17 protein-coding genes are annotated in these 15,636 nt (G+C 62.1%); 7 read left to right on the top strand and 10 right to left on the bottom strand.

The features are described from left to right. Positions 1–11: 11 nt before the first annotated feature. The 4 genes from C5J26_RS20855 to C5J26_RS20840 form a co-directional block, all read right to left on the bottom strand. On the bottom strand, positions 12–1,211 hold the full coding sequence (locus tag C5J26_RS20855; RefSeq protein ID WP_105403507.1) for a beta-ketoacyl-ACP synthase: 1,200 nt from the start codon (positions 1,209–1,211) through the stop codon (positions 12–14). Between the two features lie 39 nt (positions 1,212–1,250). Then, positions 1,251–1,724, bottom strand: coding sequence for a 3-hydroxyacyl-ACP dehydratase FabZ family protein (locus C5J26_RS20850; protein WP_037082199.1), 474 nt, complete (start codon positions 1,722–1,724; stop codon positions 1,251–1,253). 31 nt (positions 1,725–1,755) lie between these two features. Next, positions 1,756–2,040, bottom strand: coding sequence for an acyl carrier protein (locus C5J26_RS20845; protein ID WP_092662234.1), 285 nt, complete (start codon positions 2,038–2,040; stop codon positions 1,756–1,758). 117 nt (positions 2,041–2,157) lie between these two features. Next, positions 2,158–3,129 (bottom strand): nucleoside hydrolase, encoded by a 972-nt coding sequence (locus C5J26_RS20840; RefSeq protein WP_105403506.1) that lies wholly within the window; start codon positions 3,127–3,129, stop codon positions 2,158–2,160. 178 nt (positions 3,130–3,307) lie between these two features. On the opposite strand from C5J26_RS20840, the gene C5J26_RS20835 reads away from it, so the two are divergent. Then, a complete protein-coding gene (locus C5J26_RS20835) occupies positions 3,308–4,093 on the top strand; it encodes a TSUP family transporter (RefSeq protein WP_172724303.1) in 786 nt (261 codons plus the stop codon). Here the strand turns inward: C5J26_RS20835 and cobU are convergent. Continuing rightward, a complete protein-coding gene (gene cobU / locus C5J26_RS20830) occupies positions 4,090–4,611 on the bottom strand; it encodes a bifunctional adenosylcobinamide kinase/adenosylcobinamide-phosphate guanylyltransferase (RefSeq protein ID WP_105403505.1) in 522 nt (173 codons plus the stop codon). The genes C5J26_RS20835 and cobU overlap by 4 nt on opposite strands. Before the next feature lie 742 nt (positions 4,612–5,353). Here cobU and C5J26_RS20825 point away from each other — a divergent pair. From C5J26_RS20825 to C5J26_RS20815, 3 genes are all read left to right on the top strand, one after another. After that, on the top strand, positions 5,354–6,349 hold the full coding sequence (locus tag C5J26_RS20825) for an ABC transporter substrate-binding protein (RefSeq protein WP_105403504.1): 996 nt from the start codon (positions 5,354–5,356) through the stop codon (positions 6,347–6,349). 118 nt (positions 6,350–6,467) lie between these two features. Then, positions 6,468–7,481, top strand: coding sequence for a betaine--homocysteine S-methyltransferase (bmt, locus tag C5J26_RS20820; RefSeq protein ID WP_105403503.1), 1,014 nt, complete (start codon positions 6,468–6,470; stop codon positions 7,479–7,481). A gap of 23 nt (positions 7,482–7,504) precedes the next feature. Further along, on the top strand, positions 7,505–7,849 hold the full coding sequence (locus C5J26_RS20815; RefSeq protein ID WP_046666995.1) for a hypothetical protein: 345 nt from the start codon (positions 7,505–7,507) through the stop codon (positions 7,847–7,849). 7 nt (positions 7,850–7,856) lie between these two features. On the opposite strand, the gene C5J26_RS20810 is transcribed toward C5J26_RS20815, so the two are convergent. The 4 genes from C5J26_RS20810 to C5J26_RS20795 all read right to left on the bottom strand — a co-directional run bounded on the left by C5J26_RS20810 (position 7,857) and on the right by C5J26_RS20795 (position 12,903). Next, positions 7,857–9,935 carry a VWA domain-containing protein gene (locus C5J26_RS20810; RefSeq protein ID WP_245441231.1) on the bottom strand — a complete coding sequence of 693 codons (2,079 nt, stop codon included), beginning with the start codon at positions 9,933–9,935 and terminating at the stop codon, positions 7,857–7,859. 2 nt (positions 9,936–9,937) lie between these two features. Then, positions 9,938–10,465 carry an RNA polymerase sigma factor gene (locus tag C5J26_RS20805; RefSeq protein WP_105403501.1) on the bottom strand — a complete coding sequence of 176 codons (528 nt, stop codon included), beginning with the start codon at positions 10,463–10,465 and terminating at the stop codon, positions 9,938–9,940. A gap of 84 nt (positions 10,466–10,549) precedes the next feature. Next, positions 10,550–11,227: a ferredoxin gene (locus C5J26_RS20800; RefSeq protein WP_105403500.1), complete on the bottom strand. Its 678-nt coding sequence runs from the start codon at positions 11,225–11,227 to the stop codon at positions 10,550–10,552. A 101-nt stretch (positions 11,228–11,328) separates the two neighbouring features. Beyond that, positions 11,329–12,903 (bottom strand): trimethylamine methyltransferase family protein, encoded by a 1,575-nt coding sequence (locus tag C5J26_RS20795; protein WP_105403499.1) that lies wholly within the window; start codon positions 12,901–12,903, stop codon positions 11,329–11,331. Between the two features lie 264 nt (positions 12,904–13,167). Between C5J26_RS20795 and C5J26_RS20790 the strand changes: the two genes are divergently transcribed. Then, positions 13,168–13,869, top strand: coding sequence for a B12-binding domain-containing protein (locus tag C5J26_RS20790; protein WP_046599807.1), 702 nt, complete (start codon positions 13,168–13,170; stop codon positions 13,867–13,869). Positions 13,870–13,899: 30 nt separating this feature from the next. On the opposite strand, the gene C5J26_RS20785 is transcribed toward C5J26_RS20790, so the two are convergent. After that, on the bottom strand, positions 13,900–14,058 hold the full coding sequence (locus C5J26_RS20785; protein WP_105403498.1) for an entericidin: 159 nt from the start codon (positions 14,056–14,058) through the stop codon (positions 13,900–13,902). A gap of 14 nt (positions 14,059–14,072) precedes the next feature. Here C5J26_RS20785 and C5J26_RS20780 point away from each other — a divergent pair, with 14 nt between their 5' ends. Together C5J26_RS20780 and C5J26_RS20775 are read left to right on the top strand one after the other, a co-directional pair. Next, positions 14,073–14,714: a DUF1638 domain-containing protein gene (locus tag C5J26_RS20780; RefSeq protein ID WP_245441230.1), complete on the top strand. Its 642-nt coding sequence runs from the start codon at positions 14,073–14,075 to the stop codon at positions 14,712–14,714. A gap of 58 nt (positions 14,715–14,772) precedes the next feature. Next, positions 14,773–15,546: a formyl transferase gene (locus tag C5J26_RS20775; protein ID WP_105403496.1), complete on the top strand. Its 774-nt coding sequence runs from the start codon at positions 14,773–14,775 to the stop codon at positions 15,544–15,546. The last annotated feature ends 90 nt before the right edge of the window (positions 15,547–15,636 follow it).

The raw sequence follows: 15,636 nt of genomic DNA, 5'->3' as shown, positions 1-15,636 counted from the left end.
CAAAATCTCCTTTACGCGGCCGAGAGGACCGCAAGGCCCTCGCCGCGCGTATAACCGACGGTCGTCACCACTGCGTGTTTCGCAGGCGCCGTCATCGGCTTCTCGTTTTCGGCGTCAAATGTGGGTACTGTGGCTGCGCCGTCCAAGGTCAGTGCCGCAAGCGCCAGACCCAATGGGAACTGCGCCTCCATGCCGTGGCCGGTGATACCGCCAAATCCGCGGATCGCGGCGCCGGGGAATTCGGTCTCCAGTAGCTCTTTCTCCCGCGTCGCGAGATCGACGACGCCGCTTGCGCCCGAAAACACGATCGTATCGGCCTTCGAAATACCCGAAGCGTGGCCGGCGAGACGGGTGATGCGCTTTTCGAGCCTGCCTTCATCGCGATTGCCGCGATCGCCCTCGATCGCGTCGATGACGGCGTAGATATGGGCGCCGCGCGCTTGCGCATGGGCGCGCGATTCGAGCACCAGGAAGGCCCCGACCGTACCCATGATCATGCCGCCGCCATTGTCGGCCGAGCGTGACCAGAGCGGATGCCAGCCGCCCGTCGCATGCGCCTGGATGCCTTCGACCAGAAGAATGATGTCGGCCCGTTCGGCGACGAAGGCGCCGCCGACGAGGCTGTGGGTCGATTGGCCCGCCTTGATGCGGTGGAAGGCGGTCTCGACGGCCGAAATGCCGGCCGCTTCTTCGCCCATGAACGTACGCGAGGAACCGGTGACCTTGTGGACGATCGAGATATTGCCGGCGACCAGGTTGGAAAGCTGGGCCAGAAACAGCGTCGGGCGGAGCTCGGTGGTCAGCTTCTCGTTCAAGAGCATTTCGCGGTCGTTGCGCTTCAGCGCTTCGTCGACGATCAGCGAATCGACCTTGATGTCGCGCTCGCCGCCACCGGCGGCCACGATCATGTCCATGGAGGCGCAGGCGTCCGCATCGGTCTTCAGGCCGGCGTCGTCGAGCGCAAGGCCTGCGGAAAACACGCCGAGCCGCTGCCAGTTCTCCATCTGGCGCTGGTCGCCGCGCTTGGCGATCTGCGCCGACCAGTCGATCTCCGGCATCGGATGCACCGGATACGGCGCGAAACGATCGGTCTCGACTTTCGGGGCACCCGCTTCCGGCGACGACAGGAGCGCGATATGCGGCTCCTTGCCCACGCCCTGGCTGGTGACGATCCCGATACCAGTGATCACGACATCATTGTCAGACTTCATAATGTCCTCTTTGACCCACCGGACTGAACGGGCGGGCTTTTATGCGCTTGCGGCAATCGCATCCATCAGGCCGACCTCTTCCGCACGCTTGCGGATGACCGGCGCCAGCGGGATTTCGCTGAACGGCATGGTGCGCAGTTTGAGCTGTGCATCGCAGACCTTCTTGCCGTTACACGTGATCTTTGCCTTGGTCACCGCGTAACCGGACCCCTCATGCTCCAGAAACGCCTCGATGTCGAGAACCGCGTCGGGCTCCACAAAAGCACGCATCTTGGCGCCGTCGACCGACATCAGGAACGGCATGGCGGCGAAATCGGTGGCGGCAAGCACCAGGAAACCGGAGGCCTGCGCCATAGTCTCGATCAAGAGCACGCCCGGCACCAGCGGCATTCCGGGAAAATGGCCTTCGAAGACAGGGCTTTTGGAAGGCACGACAGATCGCGCCTTCAACACTTTGGCCCCAAGATCGACCGCTTCGACGCGGTCGATCATCTGGAAATATTCGAGCAGCATGAGTTTGCCGGCCCGGGATGATCAGTGACGATCAGCCCTTGGCCGCCTTCAGCTCGTCGATCTTGGCACACAGGTTCTTCAGCACGAAGTACTCTTCGGTCGAAACCTTGCCCTCGTTGACTTCCTGCGTCCACTGTTCCAGCGGAATCTTGATCCCGAATTCCTTGTCGATGGCGAACACGATATCCAGGAAATCCAGGCTATCGATGCCCAGGTCGTCGATCGTGTGGCTTTCCGGCGTGATCGTCTCGCGATCGATTTCGCTGGTCTCAGCGATGATGTCGGCAACTTTATCGAATGTAGCTGTCACGCCCATGTCCTTTGTCGAATATCCAAATCAAGGTTCCACATAGGGAAATCGATCACAAATGCCAATGGCTTCGTCTTCCCGCATGAAAATTTGCACCGGAACTGTTGCCTAAACAGCAATCGCCTAGGCGCCGGAGGCCCGGCTGTCGACCAGCGCAGCCCGGATCACCTCCAGAACCTCGCCCGATCGGACGTCGGTGCACACCCACTGGCTCGGCTGGCCGTCCCAGGCCGTACCGACGAACTTGCGGCCGCTGTCGGGCGCCTGGATCGTTTCGCCGTCGGCAATGCCGCCGCAGACGACTCGCACCGCGCCGCTGCGGAGAATGAAGAGGTCCGGCCGTACCAGATAGACGCAGGCCGTGCTGTCATGCACCGCCATGCCGGCGATGCCGACCCGGCTCTTGTAGAACTCGATGTAATATTGCGACAGGTCGGATAGCAGCTGCACAGCCTTTTCGCCCGACTTGGCCATGTCGGCAAGATACTCCCCGGTCATGATCGTCTTCAGCGTCACGTCGAGCCCGACGATGGTGACCTTCCAGGGCGTGGTGAAGATGATGTCGGCGGCTTCCGGATCGCCATGGATGTTGGCTTCCGCTGCCGGCGTGACGTTGCCGTTCACATCGAAGGCGCCGCCCATGACGACGACTTCCTTGACGAGACCGGCGAAATCCGGATCGGCCTGCAGCGCCAGCGCCAGGTTTGTCATGCGGCCGACGGCGATCAGCGTCACCTCGCCCGGATTGTCGCGGACGGTATCGATGATGAACTGGTAGGCGGGACGCGGATCGAGCGGCCAGTCGATAGTCTCAGGCAGGCCGATATTGCCGAGACCGTCGAGCCCGTGCACGACGGAAGCGGCGCGATCGTCGCTGCGCAGCGGATCGATCGTCCTGTCGGCGCCTTTGGCGATGGGGGCTGAAATTCCCCATTCCTGATGCAGGAACTGCGCATTACGGGTGGTGAGATCGAGCGACACATTGCCGAAAACGGTCGTCACGCCGAGAAGATCGATTTCCGGGTGCCGGTGCAGAAAGAGCAGCGCCATCGCATCGTCAACGCCGGGGTCCGTATCGAAAATGACCTTGTGCATAAGCTTTTCCTCGTTCGGCTCTTCGAAAGCCGCGCACAATAACGCCAAACCGATGATGCGCAATCCCGGAAGCAACATGGCTGGGGTCCCGCTGGAGGCGGTTGCAGTCGCGACGGTTCGATGCGAGAAGCACGCCGCACCCGTCCGGATGCGCTTCCGCCGACAGAGTCTCCTTCCCTTGACCGACCTTGCATTCCAACTCCTCTTCCTGCTGTTTCTTGCTGCGATTTTTGCCGGTTTCGTCGATTCGATCGCCGGCGGTGGCGGGCTCATCACCATTCCGGTCATGCTGATCGCCGGCATCCCGCCGCTCGAATCGCTTGCTACGAACAAACTGCAGTCGCAGTTTGGGTCGGCATCCGCGACGATCGCCTATGCGCGCCGTGGCCATGTGAACTTGAAAAGCCAGTTGCCAATGGCGGCCATGTCGATGGTCGGCGGGGCCGTCGGTGCCGTGCTCGCGTCGCTGGTGCCGGCGGGCTGGCTTGCCGCGGCAATCCCGTTCCTGCTGATCGCCATCGCGCTGTTCTTCGCCATCAAGCCCAATCTCAACGATATCGACAGTCACCGTCGGGTGACGCCCTTCGTGTTCGGGGTGACGATCGTCCCGTTGGTCGGCCTGTATGACGGCATATTCGGGCCTGGCGCCGGCTCGTTCTACATGCTGGGTTTCGTGCTGCTCGCCGGCTTTGGCATGCTAAAGGCGACCGCCCATACCAAGCTCATCAATCTCGGCTCGAATTTCGGCTCGTTCCTGGTCTTTGCGGCAACCGGGTCCGTGCTTTGGAAGATTGGCCTGATCATGGGCGTCGGCCAGTTCCTCGGCGCCCAGGTCGGCTCACGGCTGGCCATGAAGAACGGTGCGAAGCTGATCAAGCCGCTGCTCGTCATCTCCTGCCTGGCGCTCGCCCTGAAACTGCTCGCCGACCCGACCCATCCCGTCCGCGTCTGGCTCGGCTTCTAGCCCTTCATCCTCAGCGGCAGACCGGCGGCGACGAAGAAGACCTCGTCGGCAGATGCCGCGATCCGCTGATGCAGCCTTCCGGCATGGTCCCTGAACTCCCGCGCCATTCTGTTGTCCGGCACGATGCCGAGGCCGACCTCGTTGGAGACGACGATCAGTTTCGCCGAGAGGCTTTCGAACCGGCGCACGAATGCGGCGGCGGCAGTGTCGATATCGCGCTCGTCCATCATCAGGTTGGTGAGCCAGAGCGTCAGGCAATCGACAAGGATGACCCTCCCCCGCGCATCGATGTCGGTCAGTCTCTCCACCAGGTCGAGCGGCACTTCATGCGTGGTCCAGCCGTCTCCGCGATCGACACGATGCCGGGCGATGCGCTCGCGCATCTCGTCGTCATAGGCACGACCGGTGGCAACGTAGTGCCGTTCCAGGCCGCTCTCCCGGGCAAGCCTTTCCGAAAACCCGGATTTGCCCGAGCGGGCGCCGCCGAGGACAAGGGTGACGTGACCGATGCGTGTCATGGAGAAAAGGGCCTGAACCAGAGGGGACCGGACGATTCGTAGACAGGAGGCGTCCGGTCCTGTTGGTGATGATGTCTCTGGATTCGCATTACGGTCAAATGGTGCAGCTATATACGCGAAGTGTCAACCAACACCCGCTTGCCGTTGCTCGGCTTCATCGCCGCAGGCAGCCACGGCTGGCCGCGTCCGGCCAGCCGATTTCGGCCACAAATCCGCACATTTGGCAAAGGAGGCCGTGGCCCCGTATTTGACAATCGCGAATTCGACAACGATCGGAAGATGAAGTATCCGCGGGCCAACAAAACGGGGCCTGCCATCGGACGGCAAGGGCGACCGGTACGCACTACCTGATCCGGCGCCAAGCGCGAGCTAACCGCCCGCATGAAAAGCAATAACGCGACATTCTTACCGGATGGTTAGTGAACTCCGTAAGTCGCGCGTTTTTCTCAATTTTCTGTTCTTTCCGCAAGAATGACGACGTGAATAGCGGCGGCTACCGGAAAAAGGCCCAGCCTGACACGACACTGTTTCGCGCTCGCGGGTCTGCGAATGTTGCTTTCTCATGAGGAAGACGTACCGTGATTTGAACTGACATAATAAATGCACAGTATCCGTGGAAAGCTATCGCAGATGCGAACGAGACCTATACTCTCATCGGCCTGCTCGGACTGAATCCAACAGTATGCACCACCTCGCGCTCGATTGAAGTGAACAGTGAAAGGAAAGACCGGGAGGTCCCAAAATGAAAAAAATCCTCGCTTCCATGGTCTTCGCCGGCGGTCTCTATGCTTTTGCAGGTTCGGCACAAGCTGATTGTGGTTCAGTCTCGATCGCCGAAATGAACTGGGCTTCGGCCGGCATTGCAGCCAATCTCGACAAGATCATCCTCGAACAAGGTTTCGGCTGCACGGTCCAGCTCGTTCCGGGCGACACGCTTCCGACCTTCACGTCCATGAACGAAAGAGGCCAGCCGGATCTGGCACCGGAGTTCTGGATCAACTCGGTGCGCACCACACTCGACAAGGCCGTTGCCGAGGGCCGCATGATCGTCGGCGCGGAGATCCTCTCCGACGGGGCCGTCGAAGGCTGGTGGATCCCGAAATTCCTCGCCGACGCCCATCCCGATATCAAGACCGTGCAGCAGGCGCTGATGCATCCGGATCTTTTCCCGGCACAGCAGAAGCCCGGAAGGGGTGCCATCTATAACTGCCCGTCCGGCTGGAGCTGCCAGGTTTCGACCGCCAACCTTTTCCGGGCGCTTGGCGCCGAGGAAAAGAAGTTCGATCTGATCGATACCGGCACTGCCGCCGGCCTTGACGGTTCGATCACCAACGCCTTCGAGAAAAAGACCGGCTGGCTCGGCTACTACTGGGCGCCGACCGCCTTCCTCGGCAAATACGAGATGGTGAAGCTCTCCTTCAACGTCCCGCACGACAAGGCCGATTGGGACGCCTGCACCGCCGTGCCGAACTGCCCGAACCCGAAGGTCAACTCCTATCCGACCTCCCAGGCCTTCACTCTGGTCACCAAACAGTTCGCCCAGAAGGCCGAGGTGGCGATGGACTATATCAAGAGGCGCAAGTGGACCAATACGACGGTCAACAGCGCGCTCGCCTGGCAGGAAGCGAACAAGAGCACCAACGAAGCCGCCGCCAAACATTTCCTGCAAAGCAGTCCGGACATCTGGACCAAGTGGGTCGCTCCCGACGTCGCCGACAAGATCAAGGCAGCGCTCTGAGGCGATTGTTTGAACCGGCGCTGCTGAAGCCGCCAGCGTCGCGAAGAGGCATGCGGCAGCGAGTTGCAATCATATAAAGGATTCTTTATATGATATTTCCATTGCAAGGAGCGCCGCCATGCCGACCGCCAACGCACTGACCGAACTTCTGGCCGAAAAGGGCGTGCTGCTGGCCGACGGCGCGACCGGCACCAATCTCTTCGCCATGGGCCTGGAAGCCGGCGAAGCGCCGGAACTGTGGAATGAGGCCGCGCCTGAAAAGATCGAGAAGCTGCATCAGGATTTCGTCGATGCGGGCGCCGACATCATCCTCACCAATTCCTTCGGCGGCACGCGCCAGCGGCTGAAGCTGCACAAGGCTGAAGGCCGGGTGCACGAACTCAACCGGCTTGCGGCCGAGATTGCCCGCAAGGTGGCAGACGGAGCGGGCCGCAAGGTGATCGTCGCGGGTTCGGTCGGACCGACCGGCGAATTGTTCGTTCCGCTCGGAGCCCTGACCTACGAGGATGCGGTCGCCGCCTTCGCGGAACAGATCGAGGGCCTGAAGGCCGGCGGCGCCGATATCGCCTGGATCGAGACGATGTCCGCGCCGGAAGAAATCCGCGCGGCGGCCGAAGCTGCCGTCAGGGCCGGGTTGCCCTATACCTACACCGGCTCTTTCGACACGGCCGGCAGGACGATGATGGGCCTCGATCCCAAGCAGATCCACGGCGTGGCGAAGGATGTCGGCGAAGGCCCGGTCGCGGCCGGTGCCAATTGCGGCGTCGGCGCCTCCGATATCCTGTCGAGCCTGCTCGACATCACCGCCGCCGATCCTGACGCCGTCACCATCGTCAAGGGCAATTGCGGCATTCCGGAATTTCGCGGCGCCGAGATCTTCTATTCGGGCACGCCGCCGCTGATGGCCGAATATGCGAGGCTCGCCCGCGATGCCGGCGCAAAGATCATCGGTGGATGCTGCGGCACGTCCTGCGAACATCTTGCCGCCATGCGCGCCGCACTCGACGATTATACCCCTCGGCCGCGACCGACGATCGAGGAAATCGTCGACAAGATCGGCCCGCTGCGCAATAAGACAGCCAGTGAATCGGGCGGAGATTCCGGCCGGGAAAGACGCCGCCGCCGCGGCTGACCGTTGGGCTGAAGGACACAGACATGGCAAACATATCCCCGATCGGCAGCCGGGAAACGGTAGCGGAAAGCCTTTCCACCTTCTCGGCCGAAAATCAGTCCTGGCTGATGCTGTTGATGGACAATCCGACGTCCGACGACCTGCTGCTCGATGGTTTGCACCTCTACCTGCATAACGCGTCGGAAGCGAAGTTCCTGAATTCTCTTAAGCTGCAGAAATGCGGCGAGTGGATCGGCGACATCGCCCCTGCCCGGCTACAGATCCGGCTGATGGAAGCGGCAAAATCCAGCCAGCACCCGGCCTATTCGGCGTTTCGCGACGGGCTCGCCCGCTCCGGTGGGCTGGAGCGGGCATACCCCAAGGTTTGAGTGCCGCCTAACGACGGTCGAGGGTTTCGGCGAGCCGCACCAGGTCGAGGAACCCGCCCCGATATCCAAACGCATCCTCGCCGCGGGCATTGCGCGCCATGTCGAGGATCAGGCGGTAGGGATAGGCATCGAGCGCATCGGTGCCGCGCAGTTTCTGACCGAAGGCGGCGACGGCCGTGGCGAAACGCACGTCCTGAGGTGCCGCCGAGAAGTCGCGCACCGCATTCATCTCCGTGACAACAGTGGTGATCAGCTTGCTGGTGTCGCCATCCGGCTGCTTGTAGCGGATTTTGACGAAGGCCATTTCATCGGAGACCGGGATGGGCGCCGACGCCGCGGCCGGGCCGTAACGGAGCGGGTCGTTGAGCGCCGAGGCACTGCCTTTCGGCGTCACCTCGTAGATCGCCGTCACCGCATGGCCGGAGCCGATATCGCCGGCATCCACCCGGTCATTGTTGAAATCCTCGCGCTTCAGCGCCCGGGTCTCGTAACCAACCAGACGATATTCGCCGATCTGTTGCGGATTGAACTCCACCTGGATCTTGACGTCCTTGGCGATCGGGAAAAGCGTCGAGCCGGCCTCGTCGACAAGTGCCTTCTGCGCCTCGGCGAGCGTATCGATATAGGCGGCCGTGCCATTGCCGTTCTGAGCGAGCGTCTGCATCAAGCTGTCGTTGAGATTGCCCTTTCCGAAACCGAGAACCGACAGGAAGATGCCGTCCTTGCGGCGCTGCTCGATGATCCGCTTGAGCTCTTCGTCGCTCGAAACGCCCACGTTGAAATCGCCGTCGGTCGCCAGCATCACCCGGTTGACGCCGCCCTGGATGAAGGCCTGGCGGGCCAGGCGATAGGCCGCATCGATGCCTTCCGCGCCGGCCGTCGAGCCGCCGGGCCGCAGATTGTCGATAGCAGCGAGAATCTTGTCCCGCTCACGGGCGGACGTCGGCTCAAGCACCGTCCCGGCGTTGCCTGCATAGGTGACGATCGAGACCTTGTCCTCCGGCTTCAGCTTGCCGACCAGCAGCCGGAAAGCGCTTTTCAGCAAAGGCAGCCTGTCCGGCGCGTTCATCGAGCCTGAGACGTCGATCAGGAAAACGAGATTGGCGGCAGGCTGCGCGGCCGGCGCGGTCTCGAAACCCTTGATCGCCACATGCATCAGCCGCGTGCCGCTATTCCACGGCGTCGGCGTGACGGTGACGGTGGTGCGGAACGGTTCGTCGACCGTCTGCGGCCGTGGCCAGTCATAGGGGAAATAATTGATCATCTCCTCGACACGCACACTGTCGGGATCAGGCAGATGTCCCTCCAGCAGCGAGCGTCGGACGAAGGCGTAGGACGCGGTATCGACGTCGACGGAGAAGGTCGAGACAGGATCGGTCACGACGCTCTTTACCGGATTGGTGTTCGCATTGGCGAAACGGTCGCGGCTTTCTTCGAGTGTCGGCAGGATTTCGCGCTCGGTTGGCGCATAACCGGGAGCGGCGGCCAATGGTACCGCACGCTCAGCCATGACCGGCGGCGGTGCAATGGGAGCCGGCGTAACCGCTTGAGCGGGCGCCACGCTTCGTTTGGCCGCGCCACCGCTGGCCTCCTGCTTATTCAGCAGCCCGGCAATATCCGAGGCGAAAGAATCGCTTTGCCGGAAGGGTTGATCTGATTGTGCAGCGTCACTTCCCCGTACCGCTTCCTGCTGCCGCGGTTCAGCCGGCTTCGCGACCGGCGGCACCGGACCTCTTTCCACAGTGGGCTTCGGCGCGTCCAGGACTTGCGGCAGGGCAACCCGGCCTGAGTTCGGCAGGTTTCCGCGCGTCAGTTCGAATGTCAGCAGTGCGGCTGTGGGAATGATCAGCATCGTCGCAAGCGCAGAGCCGGCGAGATAACGGTGTTGGGTGACCATGCGAGTGCTCCAGATCCGGTTGAGAACGGAGCTTTGACGCTGCCACCAGGAACTTCCTTTGCCGGGTGCGGCATTTTTTTCCGTCTCGTCGAACGCCTGCATGGCGGCGGCAAGCGCACGGGCGCGTGCCGCATCGGAAGCGCGGGGCGCCGGCGCAAGGTTGCCGAGCTGGTCGAATTCGTCCGTCATGGTCAAACCGCCTCCTTCTTCAGAAGGTCCTTCAATCGTTTGCGAGCCTCGTGCAGATGCCAGGAGACCGTGTTTTCGCTGCAGTCGAGAACGCCCGCCGCAGCCGCATGGGAGAGCCCTTCGCTATGGACCAGCAGGACCGCATCCCGCTGCTTTTCCGGCAGGCGGCGCACCGCGGCCCACAGCCAGTTGCCGCGATCATCCTCCTCCGGCTCCAGATGCGAAAAGAAGATCGGGTCGTTTGCAAGCCGGTCCTGGTCCCGTCGCCGGCGGGAGGACTGGCGCTGATGGTCGCGCACCGCATTCAGTGTCAGCGTGTAGAGCCAGGTGCGGAACGCCGACTGCCCCTTGAAGCTGCGGATCGCCTTGCCCAGGCGGATACAGACATCCTGGGCGATGTCTTCCGCATCGCTTTGCGAGCCGCACCAGCGCCAGGCGACGGCATGAATGAAATCGTAATGCGCCGCGATGAGCGCTGAAAACGCATTGCGGTCGCCCTGGCATGCCTTATCGAGGATTTCCGCGCTCACTTATCCGCCCGCTTTTCCGTCGCTTGAGAGCTTAGACGTTTCGCTCCGGAAATTCCTTGGGTACCCAAGAAAAACTTTTTTCGCTCATCGCACCAACGCTTCCATATGGAACCGGAGCTGCTCCAGCGGGTAGCGATGTTGCACACCGACCGGACAGGAATTGCGGGCAACACAGCCGGAGACCATGCAGGTCACCCTGCCCGCATCGCTTTCAAGATAGGCGCTGCATCGGGGAATGTCGAAGCCCGACAGGCCGACCGCATTGACGGGACAGGCCGACAGGCAGGGTTTTTCGGCGCAGCTCTCGCAAGGATGCTCGGCCGCACCAGGCGAATACTCCATCGCAAACGGAAAACCGAGAGCGCCTCGATAACCGTGCCAGAGCCCGAACTGCGGATGGATGAGGATGCCGAGCGGCGACGACTTCAGACCTTCGGCCTTCATCGCCCATTGCTGGAACGGCTGCCAGGGCGGATCGGACGGGAAATAGGCAGCGGCTCCGAGCTGCTCGGCGAGCGGCCAGATCAGGGACTTCGACCACGTGTCGAGGGGATCGGGACCGTCATGGCCTTTTCGCCATTCCGTGAACGACGGCCAGATCGAACCGCCGACATTGCCGAGCAATACGACGGACCTGGCAAGTGCGCCGTCACCCAGCAACGGCCCCTCGCCCGTTCCGAAATTCACCACCCCGCGGATCAGGATGCCGTGGGGTTCGAGCCCCGCGGCAATCTCGTCGAGAGCTGGTGAAGGCGGCCTCACCGAGGCCCCTGGTATCGGTAGTGCGGTCGCCAGACACCCTCCTGGATGAAATCGGCGACCAGCCTGGCACCGCCTAGCTCCCTGGCGGCATCGGGCTCTCTTCAGGTGAAGGCGTCGGGCATCGAATCCTTGCGATCCTTGATGAACGCCAGCAGCGCTTCGTCGATCGCGGGATCGAGCGGCGGTGCTTCGTAGCTGTCGAGCCAGGAGCGGCAGAGCGCATTGGCGCGCTGCTCGATCCGCTTCTCGCCCTCGATCTCCCACTGTTCGAAGGAATTGTTGTCCATCAGCGCCGAACGGTAGAAGGCCGTCTGGAAATGCGCTTGGGTATGGGCGCAGCCGAGATAATGGCTTCCGGGGCCGACTTCGCGGATCGCGTCGAGGGCCTGGCCCTCTTCGGACAAATCGACGCCCTGCGCCATCTTCTGCATCATGCCGAGCTGATCCTGGTCGATCATGAATTTCTCGTAGGACGACACCAGACCGCCTTCCAGCCAGCCGGCGGCATGCAGCACGAAGTTTGTGCCGGCGAGCAGCGTCGTGTTCAGCGTATTGGCCGATTCGTGCGCCGCCTGGGCATCGGGCACTTTCGAGCCGCAGAGCGAACCGCCTGTGCGGAACGGCAGGCCGAGGCGGCGGGCAAGCTGGGCGGCACCGTAAGAGACCAGCGACGGCTCCGGGGTCCCGAAAGTCGGCGCACCGGACTGCATCGAGATCGATGCCGCGAACGTACCGAACAGCACCGGCGAGCCCTTGCGGATCAGCTGCGTCAGTGCAGCACCGGCCAGCACCTCGGCAAGGATCTGCGTCAGCGTGCCGGTCACCGTTACCGGGCTCATGGCGCCCGAGAGAATGAACGGCGACACGACCGAGGCCTGGTTATGCCGCGCATAGACCTTCAGTGCGCCGAGCATGGTCCCGTCGAACACCATCGGAGAGTTGGCGTTGATAAGGTTCAGGGTGACGCAATTGTTCTCGACGAACTCGTCGCCGAAGACCAGCTTCGCCATGGCGACGGTGTCCTCGGCGCGTTCCGGTGCGGTGACCGATCCCATGAACGGCTTGTCGGAATACTTGATATGGCTGTAGATCATATCGAGATGCCGCTTGTTGACCGGCACGTCGACCGGCTCGCAGACAGTGCCGCCCGACGAATGCATCGACGGCGCCATATAGGCGAGCTTCACGAAATTGCGGAAATCCTCGATCGTCGCATAACGGCGCTTGCCGTCGAGGTCGCGCACGAAGGGAGGTCCGTAGACCGGCGCGAACACGGTCGCCTTGCCGCCGATCTGGACATTGCGCTCCGGGTTACGCGCATGCCAGGTGAATTCGCTCGGTGCGGTCTTCAGAAGTTCGCGGCAGAGGCCCTTGGGAAAATGCACTCGGTGGCCCCGGACGTCGGCACCCGCCTGCGCCCAGAGTTCGAGCGCTTCCTCGTCTTCGCGGAATTCGATGCCGATCTCTTCGAGGATGAGATCCGCATTGCGCTCGATGAGAGCAAGACCCTCCTCGTCCAGCACCTCGTAGACACCGATCTTGCGGGTGATATAGGGCAAGGAGAGGCCGGGACCGTGGCCTGCGCGGGCTGCGCGGCGGCCTGCCGCTCCCCGCTCGCCGCGGCCGCGTCTGGCCCCGCTGCCTGCCGGTTCCGTCTCTTGGGTCAAATCGTCCATGATGTTCCTCGCCTCCGCTTTGAAAAGCGCCTCAAGCCTTTTTGATGCGCCATGCTAGGCTCATGCGCAAGCCGAGCCCCGCCTTTCTGCGTCACGGGTTTGTACAGGACAGACATCACGCCGTGATCTTCCGTCGTTTTTCCGACGCGCCGCTGTCGCATACGAAAGAAATTGCCAAGCAAATTAAAGGTACAGATAGTCGGGACGGTAAACGTCTGATTTGCCGGCCTTCGAGCCGGCCCCTCGAACGAAGGGAAGCATTGCATGTCCGACGACGAAATCATCCTGGCGGAACTTTCCGACGAGGAACTCGTGCAGCAGATGCACGACGATCTTTACGACGGCTTGAAGGAGGAGATCGAGGAGGCGACCAACATCCTGCTCGCGCGCGGCTGGACGCCCTATGACGTCCTCACAAAGGCCTTGGTCGAGGGCATGCGCATCGTCGGCATCGACTTCCGCGACGGCATTCTTTTCGTGCCGGAAGTGCTGCTATCGGCGAGTGCCATGAAGGCGGGCATGTTCATCCTGCGGCCGCTTCTGGTCGAGACCGGCGCTCCGAAACTCGGCAAGATGGTGATCGGCACCGTCAAGGGCGACATCCACGACATCGGCAAGAACCTTGTCGGCATGATGATGGAGGGAGCGGGCTTCGACGTGGTCGATCTTGGCATCAACAACCCCGTCGAGAACTATCTCGATGCGATCGAGCGGGAACAGCCGGATATTCTCGGAATGTCGGCGCTTTTGACCACGACCATGCCCTATATGAAGGTCGTCATCGACACCCTGAAGGAAAAGGGCATGCGCGACGACTATATCGTGCTTGTCGGCGGCGCGCCGCTCAACGAGGAATTCGGCAAGGCGGTCGGTGCCGATGCCTATTGCCGCGATGCGGCGGTCGCTGTCGAAACGGCAAAGGAATACATCCGCCGCAAGCACAACAGCCTTGCCGCCGGCGCCTGAGGCGCCGAACGGCTTGCTGACGGCGACGCCTTAGCGCGCAGCGCGATCGACCCGGCGTCCCGCATCCTGCGTGGCATTGACGGTATTGGCCGCATCCTGGCCCATGCCGCGAATGGTATTGCCGCAGGAAGTGAGAGAAACCATCGTCGCGAAAAGAGCGGCGATCACCGTGACTGTCTTGGCCGTCATGTTAGAATACTCCGATGGAGAGAGATGAAATCGTGGCGGAAATGGAATTTCCGGCAAAGGAACGTTCAACTCGCGAAAAAGTTCACGTGATCGCGTGCGGAGCGATCGCGCGGGAAATCCTCGCTGTTTCCAGGCAGCAAGGCCTCGGTCACATCGACCTCAACTGCCTGCCGGCGATCTGGCATGCCTATCCGCAGAAGATCGTTCCGGGTCTCGAAAAAGCCGTCGCCGAGGCGCGGGAAGCGGGTTTCGAAAAGATCTTTTTCGCCTATGCGGATTGCGGAACCGGCGGCGACATCGACCGTCTCTGCGCACGCGAGGGCATCGCCCGCATCGAAGGCCCGCACTGTTATTCCTTCTTCGCCGGAAACGACGCTTTTGCCGCAAAAGCGGACGAAGACCTGTTCTCGTTCTTTCTGACCGACTTTCTCGCCCGCCAGTTCGAGGCCTTCGTCATCGAGCCGCTCGGCCTCAACCGCCACCCGGAGCTGAAGGACATGTATTTCGGCAATTACCGAAAACTCGTCTATCTGAGCCAGGAGGAAGACGAGGTCCTTCAGGAAAAGGCGCGCGGGGCCGCCGATTATCTCGGCCTGGAATACGAATACCGCTTCACGGGCTACGGCGACCTCACGCAGGCATTACGTTCGGTTTAACCGTTTCTTCGGGCCTTCGGCGGAAGAGTGCGGCCCTGCGCTTTTTGCGGGGGGATCGATGCAGGACGGGAATTCTCGGATCGTGGTGATGACATCAGGCGGGGTGAACCCGCAGGTGATGATCAACGCATTGGCAAAACACTTTCCCGACCTGCATGTCGTCGAGGAACAGCCGGAATCGAAGGGCACGCTGCTGAAACGCCGCGCCCGGCGGTTCGGCTGGTTTACCGCGCTTGGCCAACTGGCGACGATGATCGCATCGCGGCTCACCAAGAGCGTGGCGGCAAGGCGCTCCGCCGAGATCATCCGCGACTACGGCCATTCCGTCGAACCGAACCCGGCGATCCCCGCGACGCACGTGCCCTCCCTCAACGATCCGGCCTGTCACGCAGCGGTGATAGCCCTGAATCCCGCCGCGATCTTCACCATATCCTGCCGCATCCTGTCGCCGGAGACGCTTGCCGCTGTCCCCTGCCCGGTGATCAACTTCCACGCCGGCATCAACCCGATGTACCGCGGCCAGATGGGCGGTTACTGGTCGCGCGTCGAAGGCGACGAGAAGAACTTTGGCGCCACCGTGCATCTGGTCGACAAGGGCATCGATACCGGCGGGACGCTCTACGAGAAGCGGGTGGAGCCGGCGGGCTCGGATTCGCTCGCCACCTATCCGCTGCTGATGACCGCCTTTTCCGTCGATATCAGCGTCCGCGCACTTCAGGATGCCATCGACGGAACGCTGAAGCCGTACCAGCCGCAAGGCCCCTCCGCACTGCGTTTTCCACCGCCGATCTGGACCTGGCTCTATCACGGGCTGACCCGGAAGATCTGGTAACCGGCATCCGGCCCGGCATCCCGCAAGGCAATCCCATCGCCGCGTCGTATTTTGCTGGGTGCGACGTCGTCGCAAGCGCAGTCTTGTCGC

Source organism: Neorhizobium sp. T7_12 (assembly GCF_002968535.1).
Lineage (GTDB): Bacteria > Pseudomonadota > Alphaproteobacteria > Rhizobiales > Rhizobiaceae > Neorhizobium > Neorhizobium tomejilense.
The sequence above is the reverse complement of the archived record's forward strand: the minus strand, read 5'-3'. Positions and strand labels throughout refer to the sequence as shown.